20 protein-coding genes are annotated in these 21,013 nt (G+C 61.7%); 17 read left to right on the top strand and 3 right to left on the bottom strand.

All coding sequences use genetic code 11. From position 1 onward, the window contains the following. Nucleotides 1-164: 164 nt before the first annotated feature. Nucleotides 165-830: a GntR family transcriptional regulator gene (locus FF124_RS18925; protein WP_138750043.1), complete on the bottom strand. Its 666-nt coding sequence runs from the start codon at nucleotides 828-830 to the stop codon at nucleotides 165-167. 138 nt (nucleotides 831-968) lie between these two features. Here FF124_RS18925 and FF124_RS18920 point away from each other — a divergent pair, with 138 nt between their 5' ends. The 8 genes from FF124_RS18920 to FF124_RS18885 all read left to right on the top strand — a co-directional run bounded on the left by FF124_RS18920 (nucleotide 969) and on the right by FF124_RS18885 (nucleotide 9,895). Beyond that, the gene (locus FF124_RS18920; protein WP_138750042.1) at nucleotides 969-2,543 is read left to right on the top strand and encodes an ABC transporter substrate-binding protein; all 1,575 of its coding nucleotides are present in this window, start codon (nucleotides 969-971) and stop codon (nucleotides 2,541-2,543) included. A gap of 57 nt (nucleotides 2,544-2,600) precedes the next feature. Then, a complete protein-coding gene (locus FF124_RS18915) occupies nucleotides 2,601-3,542 on the top strand; it encodes an ABC transporter permease (RefSeq protein WP_138750041.1) in 942 nt (313 codons plus the stop codon). Then, nucleotides 3,539-4,396 carry an ABC transporter permease gene (locus tag FF124_RS18910; RefSeq protein WP_138750040.1) on the top strand — a complete coding sequence of 286 codons (858 nt, stop codon included), beginning with the start codon at nucleotides 3,539-3,541 and terminating at the stop codon, nucleotides 4,394-4,396. The genes FF124_RS18915 and FF124_RS18910 overlap by 4 nt, the downstream gene beginning before the upstream one ends. Beyond that, on the top strand, nucleotides 4,393-5,412 hold the full coding sequence (locus FF124_RS18905) for an ABC transporter ATP-binding protein (RefSeq protein ID WP_138750039.1): 1,020 nt from the start codon (nucleotides 4,393-4,395) through the stop codon (nucleotides 5,410-5,412). Before FF124_RS18910 ends, FF124_RS18905 begins: the two co-directional genes overlap by 4 nt. Next, nucleotides 5,409-6,395, top strand: a complete 987-nt coding sequence (locus FF124_RS18900) for an ABC transporter ATP-binding protein (protein WP_138750038.1) — start codon at nucleotides 5,409-5,411, stop codon at nucleotides 6,393-6,395. The genes FF124_RS18905 and FF124_RS18900 overlap by 4 nt, the downstream gene beginning before the upstream one ends. Next, nucleotides 6,388-7,014 carry a GDSL-type esterase/lipase family protein gene (locus FF124_RS18895; protein WP_138750037.1) on the top strand — a complete coding sequence of 209 codons (627 nt, stop codon included), beginning with the start codon at nucleotides 6,388-6,390 and terminating at the stop codon, nucleotides 7,012-7,014. The genes FF124_RS18900 and FF124_RS18895 overlap by 8 nt, the downstream gene beginning before the upstream one ends. Before the next feature lie 114 nt (nucleotides 7,015-7,128). After that, the gene (locus tag FF124_RS18890) at nucleotides 7,129-8,388 is read left to right on the top strand and encodes a malonyl-CoA decarboxylase (RefSeq protein ID WP_138750036.1); all 1,260 of its coding nucleotides are present in this window, start codon (nucleotides 7,129-7,131) and stop codon (nucleotides 8,386-8,388) included. Next, nucleotides 8,381-9,895 carry a malonate--CoA ligase gene (locus tag FF124_RS18885; RefSeq protein WP_138750035.1) on the top strand — a complete coding sequence of 505 codons (1,515 nt, stop codon included), beginning with the start codon at nucleotides 8,381-8,383 and terminating at the stop codon, nucleotides 9,893-9,895. Before FF124_RS18890 ends, FF124_RS18885 begins: the two co-directional genes overlap by 8 nt. Nucleotides 9,896-10,470: 575 nt before the next feature. On the opposite strand, the gene FF124_RS18880 is transcribed toward FF124_RS18885, so the two are convergent. Continuing rightward, nucleotides 10,471-11,442: a LysR family transcriptional regulator gene (locus tag FF124_RS18880; RefSeq protein ID WP_246072556.1), complete on the bottom strand. Its 972-nt coding sequence runs from the start codon at nucleotides 11,440-11,442 to the stop codon at nucleotides 10,471-10,473. A gap of 323 nt (nucleotides 11,443-11,765) precedes the next feature. On the opposite strand from FF124_RS18880, the gene FF124_RS20715 reads away from it, so the two are divergent. Together FF124_RS20715 and FF124_RS18870 are read left to right on the top strand one after the other, a co-directional pair. After that, on the top strand, nucleotides 11,766-12,062 hold the full coding sequence (locus tag FF124_RS20715) for a Rossmann-fold NAD(P)-binding domain-containing protein (protein WP_210237509.1): 297 nt from the start codon (nucleotides 11,766-11,768) through the stop codon (nucleotides 12,060-12,062). Nucleotides 12,063-12,206: 144 nt separating this feature from the next. After that, nucleotides 12,207-12,626, top strand: coding sequence for a VOC family protein (locus tag FF124_RS18870; RefSeq protein ID WP_138750034.1), 420 nt, complete (start codon nucleotides 12,207-12,209; stop codon nucleotides 12,624-12,626). Between the two features lie 263 nt (nucleotides 12,627-12,889). Here FF124_RS18870 and FF124_RS18865 read toward each other — a convergent pair whose 3' ends face one another. Further along, nucleotides 12,890-13,444: a TetR/AcrR family transcriptional regulator gene (locus tag FF124_RS18865; RefSeq protein ID WP_138750033.1), complete on the bottom strand. Its 555-nt coding sequence runs from the start codon at nucleotides 13,442-13,444 to the stop codon at nucleotides 12,890-12,892. Between the two features lie 93 nt (nucleotides 13,445-13,537). Here FF124_RS18865 and FF124_RS18860 point away from each other — a divergent pair, with 93 nt between their 5' ends. The 7 genes from FF124_RS18860 to FF124_RS18830 all read left to right on the top strand — a co-directional run bounded on the left by FF124_RS18860 (nucleotide 13,538) and on the right by FF124_RS18830 (nucleotide 21,012). Next, nucleotides 13,538-14,425: an SDR family oxidoreductase gene (locus FF124_RS18860; protein WP_138750032.1), complete on the top strand. Its 888-nt coding sequence runs from the start codon at nucleotides 13,538-13,540 to the stop codon at nucleotides 14,423-14,425. Nucleotides 14,426-14,987: 562 nt separating this feature from the next. Continuing rightward, entirely contained in the window at nucleotides 14,988-15,239 is a 252-nt protein-coding gene (locus FF124_RS18855) for a hypothetical protein (RefSeq protein ID WP_138750031.1), read from the top strand. 457 nt (nucleotides 15,240-15,696) lie between these two features. Then, on the top strand, nucleotides 15,697-16,602 hold the full coding sequence (locus FF124_RS18850; RefSeq protein WP_045684773.1) for a LysR family transcriptional regulator: 906 nt from the start codon (nucleotides 15,697-15,699) through the stop codon (nucleotides 16,600-16,602). Between the two features lie 166 nt (nucleotides 16,603-16,768). Next, nucleotides 16,769-17,713: an ABC transporter permease gene (locus FF124_RS18845; RefSeq protein WP_138750030.1), complete on the top strand. Its 945-nt coding sequence runs from the start codon at nucleotides 16,769-16,771 to the stop codon at nucleotides 17,711-17,713. Then, nucleotides 17,710-18,528 carry an ABC transporter permease gene (locus tag FF124_RS18840; protein WP_138750029.1) on the top strand — a complete coding sequence of 273 codons (819 nt, stop codon included), beginning with the start codon at nucleotides 17,710-17,712 and terminating at the stop codon, nucleotides 18,526-18,528. Before FF124_RS18845 ends, FF124_RS18840 begins: the two co-directional genes overlap by 4 nt. Further along, nucleotides 18,525-20,159, top strand: a complete 1,635-nt coding sequence (locus FF124_RS18835; protein WP_138750028.1) for an ABC transporter ATP-binding protein — start codon at nucleotides 18,525-18,527, stop codon at nucleotides 20,157-20,159. Before FF124_RS18840 ends, FF124_RS18835 begins: the two co-directional genes overlap by 4 nt. Further along, on the top strand, nucleotides 20,152-21,012 hold the full coding sequence (locus FF124_RS18830) for a serine hydrolase (RefSeq protein WP_138750027.1): 861 nt from the start codon (nucleotides 20,152-20,154) through the stop codon (nucleotides 21,010-21,012). Before FF124_RS18835 ends, FF124_RS18830 begins: the two co-directional genes overlap by 8 nt. Nucleotide 21,013: the final 1 nt, after the last annotated feature.

The following is a 21,013-nucleotide window of genomic DNA, read 5'->3' as shown; positions in this document are numbered from 1 at the left end:
ATCCGAAAACCGTTCTGAAGTGGCGCGAGCGGTCTACGGCCGAGGACTAAACAGCGAGCGGTGCTGCCGAGCCGCTTTCCGGAGCAATTCAGGAAGTTTCGCAGCATCGAGAACGCTCGGATTACGCTCCAAGCCTTTCTTGCGAGGCGCTTGTGGCGCGCACACTACGATTGCGTGCTTCTCTCCAGTCCGGCCAAGAAATCGTGAAAGCGATCCGCCTGAATCGTTACGTGATCCCATAGCGCCTGTTCGGCTTCCTTGCCGTTGCCACTCAGCAAGGCCTGGACGATCCGCTCATGCTCTTCGAACGAGTGTTCGATCCTGTTCAGGGAGCGAAGCTGAATCCGGCGGTAGGGCTTGAGGCGTCGATGCAGGGTGCGTGCCTGTTCCTCGAGAAACGGATTGGCGCTGGCGTGGTAGATCGCCATGTGGAACCGCTCGTTCTCGTAATAATAGGCGTCAGAGCCATCCTTCACTGCGGTGCGGCAGGCTTCGTGGCATTCCAGAATGTCTTGTCTGGACCTTTCATCGAGGCGCCGGGCTGCAAGACGTCCAGCGATGCCCTCAATCCCGCCCATCACCTCGAACATATGGATCAGATGCGTGGGCGTCACCACGGTGACGGTCGCCCCCTTGCGCGGCTTGATGTCGATGAGGCCTGCCTCCTGCAACTGCCGCAGCGCTTCCCGAACGGGCGTACGGGAAACCCCGTAATGCTCAGCGAGGCTCACCTCTTCGAGCCTGTCGCCGGGCCGAAACTCTCCTGACACAATTGCCTCTTCGATGCGATCGCGAAGTGAAGTGCCTGAATTTGAAACAGTTTTTGTCATTCGAATACTCAGAACGTTTTCATGTATGCATGATATTGACATATGCATACAAAAGAAGCTAGTTAGATTTAGCATTAAACAAATGCTGTATGCAATTGCCGAAAAGCCATCCTGGCTTTGGTTCAAGGGAGGGACCGGATGTTTTCGAAAGCCTTTAAGACGCTCGCAGCGGCCACCGCGCTGTCGGCAGCGATGACACTTGCCGCACACGCTGAGAGCGTATTGCGAATTCGTGACGTCGGCGACATTCAGCAGATGGATCCGCTGCTCAGCACGAATTACCCGATGCGCGACATGTCCTATCTGATCTGGGATACGCTGTTCGCCATGGATGACGACTTCCAGGTCCAGCCCCAGATGGTCGACACCTATACCGTCAGCGCGGACAAGAAGACCTATGACTTCACGCTCCGCGATGGGCTCATCTTCCATGACGGCGCGCCGGTCACCTCGGCGGATGTCATTGCGTCGATCAACCGCTGGATGGGCAAGGACAGCCTCGGCCAGGAGATTGCCAAGCGTCTCGACACGATCGAGGCGACCGGCGACACGTCGTTCCGTATCGTTCTCACCGAACCTTTCGGACAGTTGCTCAACGGCCTCGGACGGATGACCGCCTATCCGCTGTTCATCATGCCGGAGCGGATCGCCGAAACGCCGATTGGCGAGAAGCTGCCGGAACTGATTGGATCCGGTCCTTTCAAATTCGCCGAATGGCAGCCGGGCGTCAAATTCGTCGTCGAAAAGTTCGATGGCTACATCCCGCGCAGCGAGCCTCCGAGCAATCTGGCAGGCGCCAAGCTTGCAAAGGTGGACCGGCTTGAGCGTATCACCATCCCGGATGACACCAGCGCCGTCAATGCGCTGATGGCAGGCGAGATCGACTATGTCACCGAAGTCCCCTACGATCAGCTTCCGCTGGTGGAATCCGAAGCGGAACTGACCACTGCGACCAAGCCGCAGTTGGGCAAAAGCCTGCAGATCGTCTTGAACCATACCCAGCCGCCCTTCGATGACATCAAAGTCCGCCAGGCGGTTCAGCTCGCGTTGAACCAGCAGGATTTCATGACGACGCTTCTTGGCGACAAGACGGATCTCTACGAGCTCTGCGCCGCGATCTTCATGTGCGGCGGTCCCTACGAGACCGACGTCAACAGCGATCGCTACATGCATCCGGATCCGGAGAAGGCGAAGGCGCTGCTGGAAGAGGCCGGTTATGACGGAACGCCCATCACCTTCCTGCATCCGACGGATCAGCAGTTCCAGCGTGATATGGGTATCGTCCTTGTGCAGGCGCTACGCAATGTCGGCTTCACTGTCAACGACCAGCAGATGGACCTCGCGTCGATGTTCTCGCGGCGCAACAACACGGGCGCGCCTTCGGAAGGCGGCTGGAACATGTTCCTGACGGCCTTTGGCGGCGATGCGATGATGGACCCGTTGACCAATCCATATGTCACTGGCGCTTGCGATAAGGCTTTTGTCGGCTGGCCTTGCGATGAGGAGCTGCAGGCGAACTGGAAGCAGTTCCTGCTTGCCGATACCCAGGAAGAGCGCAAGGCGGCGGCTGTTGCGATCCAGGACCGGTCGAACGAGATCGTGACCTTCATCCCTATGGGCCAGTATTACGGCAAGTCCGGCTGGAACACGTCGCTGGATGGGATGATCCAGAGCCCTCTGCAGGTCTACTGGAACATCGAGAAAACGCAGTGACATGAAAGAGTCGGCGCCGTTCCCGGCAACGGCGCCGCCTTGTTTCAGGAGACATCAATGTCCAATTTCGTCGTCCGCCGGCTTCTGTCGGTCATACCGGTCGCGTTGATCGTGCTGGTTACCGTGTTTCTTCTTCTTCATATCGGTCCCGGCGATCCGGCAGCCCTGATTGCCGGCGAGAACGCAACGCCGGCGCAAATCGAAGAGATCCGCGCGCGCCTCTTCCTCGACCGCCCCTTGATCGAACAGCTGTTTCTTTATCTCTCCCAGGTCGCGCGACTTGATCTCGGCGAGTCCGTCTACTCAGGCTTTCCGGTGCTGACCCTGATTATGCAGCGCGTCGAACCGACCGCGATGCTCGCCGTGTGCACGCTGACGCTCTCCGTGCTGATCGCCGTTCCCTCGGGTGTCTGGGCCGCATGGCGCGCGGGATCGGCCGTCGACACGGCGCTGATCATCGCCTCTGTTCTTGGCTTTTCCATTCCCGTTTTTATCGTCGGTTACATTCTTGTCGATCTCTTTGCGCTGCGCGTGGGCTGGTTTCCGGTCCAGGGATACAAGCCGCTGTCATCCGGCCTCTGGAGCTGTCTTCGCAGCCTGATGCTGCCATCGATCAGCCTGTCGCTGCTTTTTTCTGCGCTCGTCGCGCGCATCACGCGTGCGACGATGATCGAGGTGCTGTCGGAGGATTACATCCGCACGGCCCGCGCCAAGGGCGCCAAGAACGGCCGGGTCCTGGTCGTGCATGCGCTGAAGAATATCGGCGTTCCTGTCGTCACGGTCGTCGGCACCAGCTTTGCAGCCTTGCTCGGTGGTGTCGTCATCACCGAATCCGTTTTCAATATTCCCGGCATGGGCCGGCTGACGGTCGATGCGATTCAGACCCGTGACTATCCCGTGGTGCAGGGCGTGCTGATCGTGTTTTCCTTCGCCCTCATCTCCGTCAACCTGCTGGTTGACCTGTCCTATGCTCTTTTTGATCCGAGGGTTCGCCAATGACTTCCAGCGCTCTCAACGCCTTTTCGGCGATCCGGTCGGCGCGCCCCGGGATTGCCGTCTCGCTCAGCCTGTTGGCGCTGACCGTCGTCATCCTGATGGCCATTTTCGGCCCGCCCATTCTGGGCCTCGGCAACGAACTGAACCCGATCATGCGTCTCAAGCCGCCAAGTGCTGCAGCATGGTTCGGCACGGACAATCTCGGTCGCGACGTCTTTACCCGGACCGTCTCCGGCGCCCGCAATTCGGTCCTGGTCGGCCTCTGCACGGCAGCCGTCGTGCTGATCATCGGCGGCACGCTCGGGGTTCTGGCGGGCTATTTCCGGTGGGTCGACCGCATTGTCATGCGTTTGTCCGATGGCCTGATGGCTATTCCCGGAATCCTGCTCGCAATTGCGCTGGTCTCGGTTCTCGGCGGCGGGCTCGTCACGGTCATCATTGCGATCTCGGTACCTGAAATTCCCCGCACCGCACGATTGATGCGCAGCGTCGTGCTCAGTATTCGCGAACTGCCCTTCATCACCGCGGCCGTTTCCGTGGGCTCGTCAACGTCGAAGATCTTGTTGCGCCATGTAGTGCCCAATGCCGTCGGCATGCTGAGCGTCCAGGCAACCTATGTCTGCGCGGCGGCAATCTTGAGCGAGGCGGCGCTGAGCTTTCTCGGCGTGGGAACCCCGCCGGATATACCAAGCTGGGGCAATGTCATCGCCAGCGGCAAGGAATACTTCCGGCTTGCGCCCTGGATCATCGCGTTTCCGGGCACATTCCTCTCCATCATGGTCCTCTCCATCAACATTATCGGCGACAGACTGCGCGACCGTTTTGACCCGCGCCTTGTGGCAAGGAGGGCATCATGACCGCTGAACCGTTTCTCAGTGTCCGCAACCTGTCGGTCGGCTTTGGCCCCGAGGGCGCGATACGAGCGGTCCGTGATGTTTCGTTCGACCTGGAGGCTGGAAAGACCCTTTGCCTGGTCGGCGAATCCGGCTCCGGCAAGAGCGTGACCGCGACATCGATCATGGGCCTGCACAAGCCCGGAAGCGCCGTGGTGACGGCCGATCGGCTGCGTCTGGAAGGGATCGACCTCCTCTCCTGCGACGAGGAGCGGCTCACCGATCTGCGCGGCTCGCTGATGGCAATGATCTTTCAGGATCCGATGTCGTCGCTCAATCCGGCCCTGACAATCGGCTTTCAGTTGCGCGAGGCGCTTCTGCTGCATGAGAAGATGAGCCGAAAGGCGGCCGATGGGCGCGTGCTCGAAGTCCTGCAGATGGTTCGAATTCCCGAGGCGGCGCGGCGCATGAGGGCCTATCCGCACCAACTCTCCGGCGGCATGCGTCAGCGGATCATGATCGCCATGGCGCTGATCTGTCGTCCAAGGCTGCTGATTGCCGACGAGCCGACGACGGCGCTCGACGTCACCGTGCAGGCGCAGATCCTCTGGCTTCTGTCGGAACTGCAGCGCGAATTCGGCACAGCGATCATCTTCATCACACACGATCTCGGCGTGGTTGCCGAAATCGCCGATGACGTCGCCGTTATGTATGCTGGCACGCTGGTCGAGCGCGGCTCCGTGCACGACATCTTCGAGCGGCCGTCGCATGGCTATACCGCCGGCCTTTTGCGGGCGACGGCGGAATTCGTTCCGGGCGAGGAAAGCCTCGGGCGTCTGGAGGAAATCCCCGGCAATGTGCCGAGCTTTTCCATGCTTCCCAAGGGCTGCAATTTCGTGGACCGTTGCCGTTTCGCCGTTGCCAGCTGCCATGAGCGGACGCCCGACTGGCGAATGATCGCAGCGGGCCATGACACGCGCTGCGACCAGCCGATCGACAATGCCCTGCCGGCATCGGGCGCAGAGGAGGCCTCGATATGACCGATACATCCGATCTTCTCGTGGCGGAAAACCTCGTCCGCCATTTCCCGGCGGGCAAGGGGCAGGTCGTTCATGCCGTCAATGACGTTTCACTCTCGATCGCGCCCGGCGAAACGCTGGCGCTCGTGGGCGAAAGCGGCTGCGGCAAATCCACGCTTGGCCGCATGATCATGGGGCTCGACAGGCCGGACAATGGGGCTGTTTGGCTGCTCGGAAAGGATCTGGCACGCATGGGTCGCAGAGACCTCCATGCAGCGCGGCGCTCGGTTCAAATGATCTTCCAGGACCCCTCTGCCTCGCTCGATCCGCGATGGTCGGCGGAGGCGATCGTGCGTGAACCGCTCGACAATTACAGGATCGGCACGCCGGCCGAACGCCGGGACCGGGTGCTGTACCTTCTGGAAAAGGTTGGTCTGCGACCCGATCAGGCAAAGCGTTTTCCGCATGAGCTTTCGGGCGGCCAGCGCCAGCGCCTCGGGATCGCCCGCGCGCTTGCGACCGAACCGCGCCTGATCGTTGCGGATGAACCCGTTTCGGCGCTCGACGTTTCCATCCGCGCCCAGGTCATCAACCTGCTCTGCGATTTGCGCGACGAGATGGGCCTGTCGCTCATCTTCATTTCCCACGATATCGGCGTCGTTTCGCATATCAGTGACCGCATAGCGGTGATGTATCTCGGGCGCATCGTCGAGGAGGGAATGACGGCGACGGTGCTCAACGCGCCGCAGCATCCCTATACGACGGGCCTTCTGGAATCCGTTCCGCGCCCGCGTCCCTCCGAGCGCCGCCAGCGTGCGCCGCTCGAGGGCGACCCGCCCAGTCCGATCACACTGCCGTCGGGCTGTGCCTTCCGTCCGCGCTGTCCGATCGCGATCGATCTTTGCGAACGGTCCATTCCGACGCTCGATGCTCATAAAGACGGGCGCCTGACGGCATGCCATCGTGCCGGTGAAGATAAGGCTCAGAAGGCTTCCCATGTTTGATTTTCCCTCACCGCTGGCCACGAACCGCTACGAAGACGATGTGGTCGGCATTCTGGCGCGGCTTCAGCGCGGACCGTTGCCGGCACGGCCGATCGCCTTTTACGGCTCATCCTCTTTCCGGCTGTGGGGCACCATGGTGCAGGACCTGCAATGCCTCGACGTGGTCAATCTCGGATTTGGCGGCGGCACGAACCTTTCCGGCCGGCACTATCTGGAAAAGCTGCTGGTGCCGCTGAAGCCCGAGCGTGTCGCGCTCTATTTCGGGGAAAACGACATCGCGAATGATGGGCTGACAGGGCTTTCGACCTTCCGCAATCTCGAGGCGCTTGTGGGCGATATCCGCAGGCGGCTTCCTGATGCGGCGGTCTTCGTCCTGTCAACCAAGCAGAGCCCGACGCGCTGGATCTATGCCGACGCGGTCGATCACTACAACAGCCTTGCGTCCGACTGGTGCGAAAGTTCCGGCGCGGCGACGTTTGTCGATGTGTCCGGGGTGCTGCTGGGTGAAAACGGCAGGCCCATGGGCCGCTACTACCAGCCCGATTTCATTCATCTGAATGCCGGTGGCTATACGCTTTGGTCCGATATCTTGCGCGGTGTACCGGATCTGCTTTCCTGAGAAGACGGCCCGTTTCGCGCAGATGCCGTGATGACGGGCGCATCGCGCTGAAACCTCGGTGCTTTCCAACAGGATTCGCCGTTTATGCCAGCAAGCTTGCGAGGGTTTGATGCCATGAGTGTATTGTCAGATGTCCTGGATCTGGTTTTCCGACGGACCATGAAGAGCCCGGCAACGCCCGCAGGCGACAGCCGGTCGCTTGCCGATCTCATCGATGAACTGCTGTCATCGAAGGGGGAAATATCCGGTCTCGTGACGGCGCAGCGCATTCTCGATCGCTACGCGGCCATGAACGATACGGAAAAGGCCGCCTTTTTCGGCTATCTCGCAGATGATCTCGATATCGACCATGCGCTGGTGGAGTCCACTCTGGAGCCGCTCTGGAAGAAACCGGACCAGCGTGCCTATGATGCCTTCATGGCGGCGGTGGAACCGCGCCGGCAGGAGCTCGCGCGCCGGCTCAATCGTGTGCCGAACGCGACGCGGCAACTGGTCGAGATGCGTGCCGACCTGCTGCGCCTTCTGCCGCCGGACGATCCGAGGATGCGGATCGACTGCGATTTCCGGCACCTTTTTGCCAGTTGGTTCAATCGTGGTTTTCTGGTGCTTCGGCGCATAAGCTGGGAGAGCCCGGCCGATATCCTCGAAAAGATCATCCGCTACGAGGCGGTGCATGCGATCTCTTCCTGGGAGGAACTGCGCCGCCGCGTTGCGCCCGAAGACCGCCGGTGTTTCGCCTTCTTTCACCCCGCCATGCCGGGCGAACCGCTGATCTTTGTCGAGGTCGCGCTGACCAAGGGGATCGCCAGTTCGGTACAGGCGCTGCTCTCCGAGGTGCACCCGCCGCTTGCAGCGGATCAGGCGGATACGGCGATCTTCTATTCGATATCCAATTGCCAGCCCGGCCTTGCAGGCATCTCCTTCGGCAATTCGCTCATCAAACAGGTGGTCAACGATCTGGCGGCCGAATTGCCGCAGCTATCCACTTTCGCGACGCTTTCGCCCATGCCGCTTTTCAGCCGTTGGCTTTCCGGGCAAGGCCTTTCGCCCGAGCGCCTTACAAACCCGCAACTGCTCTGCGCAGCCGCCCAGTATCTGATGTCGGCGCAGCGCGACGGCGGCCGGCACTACGATCCCGTCGCCCGCTTCCACCTTGGCAATGGCGCCCTTGTTCACGCCGTCCATGCGGACGCGGATCTGTCCGAACGCGGCCAGAGGGAAAGCTGCGGCGTGATGACGAACTATCTGTACGATCTGTCGAGTATCGAGCAAAACCACGAGCGTTTTGCCAATCAAAGGCAGGTCAATGCCTCCCAGCAGGTGCGAACGCTGGCGCAATCATTTCAGTCCATCGGGGGTCTCCAGGATGCCTAACCCACTTTACGACACACTTTTTGCTTCCGGCCGGGACAGCGATCGTCCCTTTCTCACCGACGCTGGCGGGGCGGTGCTGACCTATCGCGACTTCCATGCGCTTGCCGCGCGACAGGCCAATGTTTTGATCGCAGAGGGTCTCGTTGCCGGCGACCGTCTTGCGGTCCAGGTGGAAAAGACGCCCCAGGCGCTGGCGCTTTATGCAGCCTGCGTGATGGCGGGCGTCGTTCTTCTGCCGCTGAATACGGCCTATACGCTCTCCGAGCTTGAATATTTCATCACCGACAGCGGCGCGCGCGGCGTCGTCTGCGATCCCGCCATGGGGCCTCAATTGCAGGCGCTTTTGGGCGAGGGACGGGTGATGCTGACGCTCGATGCAAATGGAGCGGGAAGCCTTTCGGAAAAGGCTGCTGGGCATTCATCTGAGATCGCTGTCGTTGACCGGGAAGAAAGCGATCTTGCGGCGCTGCTTTACACCTCGGGCACGACGGGCCGCTCCAAGGGCGCCATGCTGAGCCATTCGAACCTCATCTCCAATGCCCGCGCGCTTGCCGATCTGTGGCGTTTCAACAGCAATGACGTGTTGTTGCACGCGCTTCCGATTTTCCACACCCACGGGCTGTTCGTCGCCTGCAATGTCACGCTCGTCGCCCGCTCGTCGATGATCTTCCTGCCGAAGTTCGATCTCGGCGCGATGCTCCGGCTACTGCCGCAGGCCTCGGTGCTGATGGGCGTACCCACCTTCTACACCCGCCTTCTGGGCGACAGAAGCTTCACGCGCGCGCTCGTCGGCCATATGCGCCTGTTCGTCTCCGGCTCGGCGCCGCTTCTCGCCGAGACGCACATCGAATTCGAAGAGCGCACCGGCCACCGCATTCTCGAGCGCTACGGAATGACCGAGACAAACATGTCGACCTCCAACCCCTATGACGGCGAGCGTCGGGCCGGGACTGTCGGCTTTCCGTTGCCGGGAGTCGACCTCCTGATCACCGATCCGGATACCGGCGCGCCCTTGAAACAGGGAGAGACGGGCATGATTGAGGTGCGCGGCCCCAACGTGTTCCAGGGCTATTGGGGCATGCCCGAAAAGACCAGGGCAGAATTGCGCGAAAACGGTTTCTTCATCACCGGCGATCTCGGCAAGATCGACGATGATGGTTATGTGCACATCGTCGGACGCGCCAAGGACCTGATCATTTCGGGTGGTCTCAACATCTATCCGCGTGAGATCGAACTCCTGCTCGACGAACAGCCGGGCGTGCTGGAAAGCGCCGTTGTCGGCGTCCCGCATCCCGATTTCGGCGAGGCGGTGCTGGGCTTCATCGTCGCAAGGGGCGACGCCAGGCCGGATATCGCGGCAATCAGCGACGTTGCGGCAAGCCAGCTCGCCCGCTTCAAGCAGCCGCGCGACCTCATCATACTTGACCAACTCCCCCGCAATACCATGGGCAAGGTCCAGAAGGCGGCCTTGCGCGCGGCCTACAAAAACCGCTTCGTTTCGGGTTAATCGAGGGTCAAAGATCAAACCGGATCGACAAGCCTTTGCGGCAGAGAACCGGGCGCAACGCCGTCGCGCCTGCGAATGGATGGTTGCGTCCCGCGCTTCGGTTTCGCGCTTCGAATGAGACACTATTGGGTCTTCCTTGGTGCTCGGCGAGGTTTTGTGCGGCAGTTCGGCATTTCTCCGCTGGAACATAGCCTGGATGAACCGGTTGAAGGTTCTTGTCCCTTCAAGACCTGAAGCTGCCCACCGGAACGGGATATGGAGCTGAGGTTCAGCGGGTGTTTTAAAGGCAGGTTTGCGTCTCATTGGACGTTCGAAGCAATGTGGACTTGTCCCGATCGCCGACGTTCATTCTGTGCACCGCAAATTTGCGCAATAGGCGGGAAGCCGGCCTTCGCTGCACCAGCGAGCCGACGGGGACCAACGCTGGAAAGCGGGCTTGGCAGTCGTGGGGTGCTGCGGGACTTGTTCGGGCGAATAGTCTGGTCCGTGCAATCAATGCGCATCGGATATGGCAGACGAACCCGCTCTCGATATCCTTGGTCTTTGTATTCTAAGGGGTCCGTCTCTACTTTTGCTCATCCCTCATGGGTATCCTGGCACACCTGAATGAAGGCACGCAGGGGCCGCGGAGCGTGGCGGCTTGGGTAGTAGAGGCGGGGCCCGGTGCGGGCGGGCCACCTTTCGGGGAGAACCGGCACCAGATCTCCGTTCGCAAGATCCTCCTCCAGCCAGTTGCGGAAGGTCGCGATGATGCCGATGCCGGCGCGCGCGAAACCGAGGCCCGTGTCGATCGCGTTGACCCCGAGGATAAGACGCGGGATCGGCTCTACCGTGATCGTCCGGCCGTCCTCCACCAGTTGCCAGGGCAGGAGCGGGCCGCCCGGCAAGCGGTAGCGGATCGCCTGGTGTTCGATCAGGTCCCGAGGCGCTGCGGGCGCCCCGCGCGCGGCGAGGTAATCCGGCGAGGCCGCGAGCGCGACCTGCTGCGTGCGCGGCCCGATCGGAATCGACACCATGTCCTGCGCCAGCACATCGTCGTAGCGGATGCCTGCGTCGCATCCGGCTTCCACGATGTCGACAATGCCATTCTCCACCACGATTTCGACCTCCACCTCCGGGTGGCGGGCGTGGAAAACAGCGAAAAGCGGCGGAAGCACGTCGGGCATGACGGCGCCCGGAACGTTCAGCTTGAGCCGTCCGCGCACCTGGTCTGCGGTCTCCGCCGCTTCGGCGCGGGCCGCGTCGAGCCCGGCAAGGAGGGGGCCGATCCGTTCGGCCAGCGCGTTGCCGACTTCTGTCGTGGCCATGCTGCGCGTGGTGCGGCGCAGCAGGGGCACCCCGAGCGCCTCCTCCATCCGCGCGACCGTGGCGCTCACCTTGGAGGGCGCAAGACCAAGCCTTCGGGCGGCGGCGCGAAAGCCCCCCTCGCGGACGACAGTATGGAAGATCGCAAGATCGTCTAGAGATTCATTGTTCTTCATGGAGAACAGCGTATTCGAAAATCGCAGGTTAGTCACCGGCAAAAAGAACAGATAAACCCCTGCCAAGGCGGAGTCGGATCATCCGACCCCCGCCTTTGCATCAAGGAGAAAGCCACGCTTGTCGTTACCGGCGCGACCGGACAGCTCGGCCGTTGGGTCGTGGACTACCTCAAAACATTCGTGCCGGTCGATCGGATCGGCATCAGCACGCGCGACCCGGCGCGGCAGTTACGCCGCCGCCGCCAGCCTGCGTCATGCATGGGAGGGTGCGGAGCGTGTTCTGATGATCTCATCGAACGCCTGCCTTATACGAGCCAGCTCTCGGCGTCGCCTGGACGACGCATCAAGACCTGGCCGAGGCCGGTGCCCGTTTGCTCGCGGGGCAGGAGGTGATCGACGGCGCCACGCCTCCGCTGACCGGAAGCGAGTCCCTCGACCTTGCAGATCTCGCCCGGCTCGCCTCCGAGAAGACCGGACGGGATGCTGCGAGGAAGGTGGTGTCTGAGGAAGAGAATGCGCGCAGTGCGCGGCAGAACGGCCTGCCTGAGGGCGCGATTGCCGTCATGCTGGGCTATTTTCGTGCGGCGCGCGCGGGCGAATTCGACCGCCCCGACCCGACCCTTACCAGCCTTCTCGGGCGCGATCCGGTGTCGATGCGAGACGTGCTGGCAAATGCAACAATCTGAGGCGCGCTTGGGGTGTTCCGGCTCGAAAACGGGCGGGTTGCCTCGGTTATACCTTTCGCAACGACACTCCTTCTCGGGCAAGTCAACGGCCCGGAAGATCCTCGTCCAACGACGGACACACTTACGAACCTGGAGATCATAAATATGCCACAGCCCATTGCCCTTTCTGGCCTTCACCATGTCGGCGCCACCGTGACAAACCTCGATGCGAGCATCGCCTGGTATCGGGAAACGCTCGGTTTCGAGCTGCTCTCCAGCTACGGCTGGCCCGGGGTAAGAGCGGCCTTTATCGGTCGCGGCGATATTCGGCTCGAGCTCTTTCAGAACGACGAGGCTGCCCCGATGACGGATGAACGACGCCAGCCCGACACAAACCTGCGCATCGGCGGGATCGGACATATCGCGCTTGCGGTTGCCGATCTCGAAGAAGCGGTGGCCGATCTGCAGGGCCGGCATGTAAAGATCGTCTCCCCGCCTCGCGAGGTTCCTGACGGCAGCGGATCGCGGTTTGCCTTCATCCACGACAACGAGGGCATGCTTGTGGAATTGTTCGAACAGCGATGAGGGCGCCGCGCTTCAAACGCTGATCTCTGTGAGGCCGAGGTAAGACTCGGCCGACCCGCTGCTCCGCCTCTAACGAGTGCGGCATGTCCCTCTTCGGCGCGCGGGCGTCCGTGCATGTCAGAACGAAAGGCGTGGCAGCTACCAGAGGCTGCCCGAGTCCCAGCTTTAAGAGTAAATCTACAGTGCCGAAAAACGTGGCGTCTCGTTCCGGTAACAGGCACCGAGGGCGGAGGCAGGCCGCCCCAGTGCAATCCATCGAGACCCTACAACACGGCCTTTAGGTCGCGCTCGGCAATGTCGATGCGTTCGCCGAGCGTCATGCCAGGATCCTCGATCCATGATACGGTCGCATCGACGAAGGCTGCCATGCCGGCGCGCGCTGCCAAGATGGCCTGGCGGTCTGGCACGTTCCTCTCTTTCAAAGACGTTGCCAGGGCCTCAGCGAGCGCTTCCATCTTGGACAATTCGCGTTCGTGGAGGGCTGGCGTCGCCGCGATGACTTCCTGCCGGGGCTCGGAGAACGGGCGGTTTGCCTCAAGCAGGGGCGTGACCGACCGGAACGCGCGAAACAGCACGTCGAGCGGACGAGCTTCGGTCGGCGCATCGCGGATCGAGGCGGTCAAGGCTTTGCGCAGGATCGCTTCGCCATCGAACAGCACTTCGCGTTTGTCAGGGAAATGGCGGAAAAACGTGCGTTCCGTCAGGCCGGCACGCGCCGCTATCTCGGCGGCCGTCGTCCGTTCGTAGCCATGCTCGCGAAACAGCGCCAATGCGGCTTGCTGGAGGCGAACCCGTGCATCGCCTTTCATTTTTGTCATAAGCACCCCCTTGTCAGTCACTGACATCAGGTCTATGTCAGTGACTGACAGGATCTATAGCAAACCATGGCGTAGACCGGCAAGGAGTTTGAGATGCGTGTGTTTTTGACAGGGGCTGGCGGTTGGATCGGCTCGGTGGTGACCCGGGAATTGCTTCAAGCGGGTCATAGCGTGGTGGGGCTCGCGCGTTCGGCGGACAAGGCGGCGGCGCTTCAGGCTGCGGGCGTTACGCCAGTGATCGGCTCGCTCGCCGATCTCGACGTGCTGCGCGCAGCGGCTGAAAATGCTGACGGCGTCATTCATACGGCTTTCGGTCTCGACATATCGCGCATTGGCGCGCTGGCCGCCGAGGACACGGCCGCAATCAACACCTTTGGCGCTGTGTTTGAAGGATCGGAAAGGCCCATCATCGTGACAGATGGCTTTTTGCACATGACGGGGGAGAAGGCGCTCGAGACCGATCGGCCCGAAGTGATGCCCGCCTTCCCGCGCGCCTCCCAGCAGACAGCGTTCGCGCTGGCCGAGCGCGGCATCCACGCCAATGTTGTGCGTAACCCTCGCTCCGTCCATGGCAGAGGCGAGACCCATGGTTTTGTTCCCGTGCTGGCGGCCGTGGCGCGCGAGAAGGGCGTGTCCGCCTATATGGGTGACGGGGCCAATTTGTGGCCGTCGGTCCACCGTCTGGACGCCGCACGCGTCTATCGTCTCGCACTTGAGAGGGCCGCGCGCGGAGAAGTCTATCATGCCGTTGCAGAGGAAGGCGTAGCTTTCCGCTATATTGCCGAAGCGATTGGCCGCCAGCTTGGCTTGCCGTCGACGTCGCTCACCCCGGATGAAGCAGAAAAGCATTTTGGTCCGCTGGCAACATGGGTCGGAAATAGCGGACCCGCCTCGAATGTATGGACCAGGACAACACTCGACTGGACGCCTGAGCAGGTGGGAATCGTGGCCGATATTGAGCGTCCAGACTACTCAGCTTGAACATTGAGATAGAGCCGGTCGTCGCGGGCTCGTAACCCCACGGTGAGTGCCGTCTTGCTCTGACTTGGGGTTGGGCAGGCAAATCCTGCTGCAAACACTAGCGCATCGGCTCGTAAATCAGAATCGATTTTCGAAAAGAAAGGTGATTTATCAACTATTGCCAAGCAGAGCGAAGCTCATTCCCGATCTCCTGCGCTGGCCAAAAGTCTCTCAATCGACCTAAACTCGTCTTCGGCTGCGCTGGGATGTCTGTAGGATATACCATACAGCAACGGCAATTGAGGGGTCGGCGGCGCGAATCCTTTCAAGACCTTTGGGTAGAAGGCGAAATGCTTGAGGCTTATATTGCCGATCGGGATGCTGATCGAACCCGATGGCCGAGAGGGCAGTGCCAGTAGGTCGTGGTTTACCTAGCCGTGCTGAACGCTGCTGCGTTTCGATTCTAGATTGCTTCTGAACCGCGATCAAACGCGATATGGGGAACAGCAGCAGGCCGTCTCTGGAATATAGCGCGGCGCGGGGTGATCCTCGGGCAAGACCGAACCGCTGGCTGGGAGAAACAATGCGATCAATCTTGGCGGCCTTTCTTATTATGGTCGCGGCGGTTCTTCCGGGCGCTTCGGCAGCCGAACCGATGCAGAGCGCAGTAATGTCGATGGCTGCACAAACCATTCTGGGCTGTGCATCGGTGGCGAATGCGGACAGTTGCTGGCAGACTGGCGTGGCGGCGGAAAAAAAACGGGGGGATGCGCAGGCGTTGCTCGCTACCTATGAAGTGTCATGCAACGCGGGCTTGCGGATTGGCGGCTGCTAAGAGGCCGGCGATATCTAATTCCTGAATGTCGCGCTTCGCGACCATGAAGCGGCACAGGAGAGAATGGAAAGGTTATCCGACCTACCGGTTTGATGCCTCGGCGGCGCGATAGCACGCCTGTCGCCTTACACTTCAAACGGTTCTTCCTCAAAGTCCGCGATGATCCGTCAGCATTCGGAAATGTCTCGTTCACATAACGCTAGACGCGCTCAGTCCTCGTTAAATCTGTCTGGAAGTAGAAATTACCCCGGCAAACCCAAGTGGCTTCAATATGTCTTGAACAGACGGTCTTTCATTGATTTCTTCGAAGGAACCTGAAGGAATGGATAACAGAGACCGATTGACGACTTGAGATCGACGGTGGCCGCGTTAAGCCAGCAATGGAAATGGTACGCGACAGGACCGAGAAGATGGCGTAGCGCTCGATAGTAGCGCGATGCAAGCAGCGACGGGTGCAATGAACATAAAACAGCTCGAAGTTTTCCGCGCGGTGCTTTCGACGGGCTCCACGATGGGTGCGGCCAAGAGCACAGGGCTCAGCCAGTCGGGCGTCAGTCGCATGATCCAGCACCTGGAATCCGATCTCAATCTGACGCTGTTTCAGCGCGTAAAGGGAAGGCTGGTGCCGACGCCGGAGGCGCGCACATTGGAGGCCGAGGCGAAGACCGTTTTGTTGAACCTGGCGCGCTTCAGCCAGCTTGCCGATGAAATCCGCACCGGGGCGTCGGAAACCGAGGCGGTGCGCATCGGCCTGCCGAGCAGCATGTGGGAAAATTTCGCGCCCGCCATGCTGAAGGATTATCGCGAGGGTTTTCCCGGCGTCAGGGTCGAGACCTTTTTCGAGACAACCATGACCATTCAGCGGATGATCGACCAGCGTGTGATCGATTTCGGCTTCCTGCGCCACGAGGGCGAAATCAGTCCCGGCATCCGGCTCGAGATCGTTGCCGAGGGGCGAAGCGTGGCCGTCATGCAACGGGACCACCCGCTCGCTGCCCGCGACGTCATCCGGCCGGAGGATCTGCGCGGCGAACCGCTGATCATGCTCGGCCGGCTGCGCGCCCATCGGGTGATGCTCGACCGGCTGTTGCAGAACGAGGCCGTGCGTGCCGACGTGCGCATCGAAACGCATTCCAACTCCTCCGCCTGCGCCTATGCCGCCGAAGGGTTGGGGATCGCGCTGGCCAGCAGTTTCTACGCCAATCTCTACAAGCACTTGCCCGTGGTGCAACGGCCGTTCGAGCCCAGGCTGACGCAGCGCTTCGGGATCGCGACTGCCGAGGGCGTACCGATGTCGCTTGCCGCGAAGGGGCTGATGGCGGCTTTGAAGCGCCAGATCGAACGCTCTCAGGTGGACGAGTAGACCGTCCCCGTTGCCGGTTTCCCTGATGAAACATGCCCCCGAACGGTGAGCACGACTGCATATTCCTATGAAGATTATCATAGTGTTGCGGTATCTTTTTCGCTTCGTCATACTTTTGACAATAAACAAACCTGCCGCCGCAAGGGCAGGGCTCAGAGGGGTTCTGATGCTCAGATTTTTCCTCCATCGCGTCGCGATGGCTATACCGACGGTGATCATCGTATCGATCACGGTGTTCGGCCTGATCCGTCTCATTCCCGGCAATCCGGCGGAACTGTTGCTCGGCGACATGGCCGATGACCGGCAGATCGCCGCGCTCGAGACCGAGCTTGGCCTCGACAAGTCGCTGCCGCAGCAATTTCTGATCTGGAGCGAAAACGCGCTCTCCGGCGATCTTGGCCGCTCGATCATCAATGACGAGCCGGTGCTGCCGCTGGTCGCCTCGCGCTTTGTCATCAGCGGCGAGATCGTGCTGATCGCGGTGGTGCTGGCGGCCATTCTGGCCGTGCCCGCGGGCATTATCGCGGCGTGGCGGCAGAATTCGGTGACGGACCTCGCGCTTGTCGGCAGTGCGACGCTGCTTCTTTCGATCCCCACCTTCTGGCTCGGCCTGCTGCTGCTTCTGCTGTTCGGTCTGAAGCTCGGCTGGCTGCCGGTGCTGGGCTATGTCTCGCTGCGCGACAATTTCACCGAGGGCCTGATCTATATCATCCTGCCGGTCGCCACCCTCGTCATGCATGAGATGGGCGTGCTGCTGCGCATGTCCCGCGCCTCGACGCTGGAAGTGCTGCGGCTTGATTATATCACCCATGCCCGCGCGAAGGGACTTTCCGAAATGGCGGTTCTGTGGCGTCACGCCTTCAAGAACGCCTTCGGTCCGACCTGGACGATGATCGGGCTGATCCTCGGCAATCTGCTCGGCGGCATTGCCGTGATCGAAACCGTGTTCTCGATCCCCGGCCTTGGTCGGCTGATGGTCGACAGCATCTTCCAGCGCGACTACCCGGTCATTCAGGGCTGCCTGCTGTTCGTCGCGCTCTCCTATGTCGTCGTCAACCTGATCATCGACCTGTTCTATCCGCTGTTCGATCCCCGGGTGACGGCACAATGAGAAAACTGTCCTATAATGCCGCGATCGGCGGTTTCCTGATCGGTCTCCTGCTCGTTGTCGCCCTTCTCGGCGCGTTCTGGACGCCCTATGATCCGCTCAAACTCGATTTCGTCGCCCGGCTTGAGCGGCCGAGCTTTGCCCACTGGATGGGAACCGACGAATTCGGCCGCGACGTGCTCAGCCGGATCATGGTCGGCGCCGGCGCGAGCGTGTGGATCGGCACACTGACCGTCACCTTCACCATTGTCATGGGCACGCTGATCGGCCTCGTCAGCGGTTATACGCGGGGGCTGACGGACGGTCTGATCATGGCCGTCAACAATGCGCTGCTCGCCTTTCCGGGCATCCTGCTGGCGCTCGGCCTGCTCGCCGTCTTCGGGGCCAACCAGTACGGCATCATCTTCGCGCTCGGCATCGCCTACACGCCGTCAATGGCGCGGCTGGTGCGCGGCGTGGTGCTGACGCTGCGCGAATCCGAATTCATCGAAGCCTCGAAGCTGATGGGCAACAGCGAGTTCTACACGGTGTTTCGCCATATCCTGCCGAACTGCCTCGCCCCGATGTCGGTGCTGGCGACCACCATGTTCGGCTGGGCGATCCTGTCTGAAAGCGCGCTCTCCTTCCTCGGCCTCGGCGTGCCGCCGCCGGCGCCCACATGGGGCAATATGCTGGCCGCCGGCCGGCCGTTCATCGAGCAGGCCGTCTGGCTCGGCGTCTTTCCCGGCCTTTGCATCGCGCTCACGCTGCTCGGCATCAATCTTCTGGGCGACGCGCTGCGCGACCGGCTCGACCCGCGCATGAGGGGGCTGAAATGATGAAGGATATTCTCCTTTCCGTCCGCGACCTGACGCTTTCCCTCGGCAATGGCGTCAAGCTCGTCGACAACGTCTCCTTCGACGTTCGACCCGGCGAGATCTTCGGCATTGTCGGTGAATCCGGTTCCGGCAAGACGCTGGCGACCCGCGCGCTGATGTCGCTTCTGCCCGCCGGCATCACGCCCGTGAGCGGCGAGACGGTATTCGAGGGCCGCGACACGCTGACCATGAGCCCGCGCGATCTCCGATCGCTGCGCGGCGCGCGGATCGGCATGGTGTTCCAGGAGCCGATGACCTCGCTCAACCCGTCGATGGTGATCGGGCGGCAGCTTGAGGAAGGGCTCAAGCTCCATACCGGGCTTTCCCGAGAAAAACGCCGGGACGCGATCCTCGCCATGCTGGACCGCGTCGGTATCGTCGATCCGAAGGGCGCGCTGTCAGCCTATCCGCACGAGTTTTCCGGCGGCATGCGCCAGCGCATCATGCTGGCCTCGGTGATGCTGTTGAAACCGGCGCTGCTGATCGCCGACGAGCCGACCACCGCGCTTGACGCCGTGATCCAGCGCGACGTGATGGAACTGATGGTGGAGCTTACCCGCGCCGAAGGTACGGCGGTTCTGCTGATCAGCCACGATCTGCCGATGGTGGCGCGCTATACCAGCCGCATCGCGGTGATGGAAAAGGGCGTCGTCGTCGAGACCGGCACCACCGACGACATTCTGACCAACCCGCAACATGCCTATACCCGCAAGCTGCTGTCGTCGCTGCCCGGGCGCGGTGAAACGCGGGCATTCCCGCCGGACGATACGCCGGTGCTGTCCGTCAAGAGCGTGATCGTCGACTATCACAAGGCCGGCGCGCTGTTTCGCAAGGGCCAGGCCAAGCGCGCCCTGCACGGTGTCTCGGTCGATATCCGGCAGGGCGAGGTGGTGGCGCTGGTCGGCGGCTCGGGCTCCGGCAAGACCACGCTCGGCCGCACCATTGCCGGCCTGATCCGCCAGACTGAGGGCGATATCCTTTTCAACGGCAAGCCGCGGGAACAGGACTGGGCGCACTATCGGCAGAACTGCCAGATGGTGTTTCAGGACCCGTATTCCTCGCTCGACCCGCGCATCACCATCGTCAAGCTCGTCGAAGAGGCGCTGCGCACCATGCCGGGCCTCAACGCCGCCGAGCGGCGCCGGCGGGCGCTTGCGACCCTTGCCGAGGTGGGTCTGCCCGGCGAGTTCGCCGACCGCCTGCCGCACGAGCTCTCCGGCGGCCAGCGCCAGCGCGTGGCAATCGCCCGCGCCGTGGTGCGCGAGCCGAAACTGCTGATCGCCGACGAGCCGGTCTCCGCGCTCGACGTGACGGTCAGGGCGCAAGTGCTGGCGCTGTTCGCCGACCTGCAGAAGAAGCACGGCTTTTCCTGCCTGTTCATCAGCCACGACCTCTCCGTGGTCGAGCAGATTGCCGACCGGGTGATCGTGATGCAGCACGGCAGGATTGTTGAGGAAGGCCCGCGCGACGAGATCTTCGACCGCCCGCAGCATGCCTATACGCAACGCCTGCTCCGGGCCATTCCGGCCCTCGATTTCAACGAGAGCGGCGGCGTAAAGCTCAAATGGCGTCTGGAGGAACAAGATGACTGAAACAACCGAAAAGACCGAAGCGACGGCCGCCGAACTCGCGAAGATCTGCGATGCGCAGGATTTCACCATCCGCTTCAAGGTCAAGAACCTGCTGACAGGCGAAACCATCGAGCGCGGCGCCACCGAGGAGACCCCGTCGGCCTCGACCCGCAAGATCTCGATCATGATGGCGGCGCTGAAGGCGATCGGGGAGGGGCGGCTCAGCTTCGACGAGAAGATCGTCTATGAACCGCATCACGCCGAACAGGTGGCAAGCGGCGTGTTGCGCCACATGACCCCCGGCATGGTCCTGACGTTCCGGGACGCGATCGCCGGCATGATCACGCTTTCCGACAATGTCTGCACCCATATGGTGTTCGAACGGCTGACTCTGGAAGAGGTTCAGGCCTATTGCGCGGAAATCGGCATGATCGGCACCCATCACCGCTTCCTGATCCCGCCGATCGCGCTGCCGCATGACCATCCGCTCGACGCGGTGACGGTGACGACAGCCGCCGATCAGGTGATGCTGCTCGACACGATCCTTGCCGCCCAGACCGATGCCGCGGCCTCGGCGCGGCTCGGCATTTCGCAGGAGCTGTCGGCCTTCGCGCTGAAAATGCTGAAATCGCAGGTCCTGCGCTACGGAATCCATTCGCGCCTTCCCTTCGACACGGTGATCGCCAGCAAGGGCGGAAGGGGAAAGCGCGGACGCATGGATGCGGGTATCGTCTATCGCGACGGCGCGCCGCTCTTCATCCTCGCCGTCTACACGGACGGGGTACCGCTCACCATGCCGGACGGGCTTCCCGGCTATACGGTGGCACTCGAGACGATCGGCCGGCTCGCCCGCGCCTGTTTCACCGGACTTTGAA

Origin of the sequence: Martelella lutilitoris (genome assembly GCF_005924265.1) — a bacterium.
Lineage (GTDB): Bacteria > Pseudomonadota > Alphaproteobacteria > Rhizobiales > Rhizobiaceae > Martelella > Martelella lutilitoris.
Note: the sequence above shows the minus strand (reverse complement) of the source record. Positions and strands in the feature narration are given on the sequence as shown.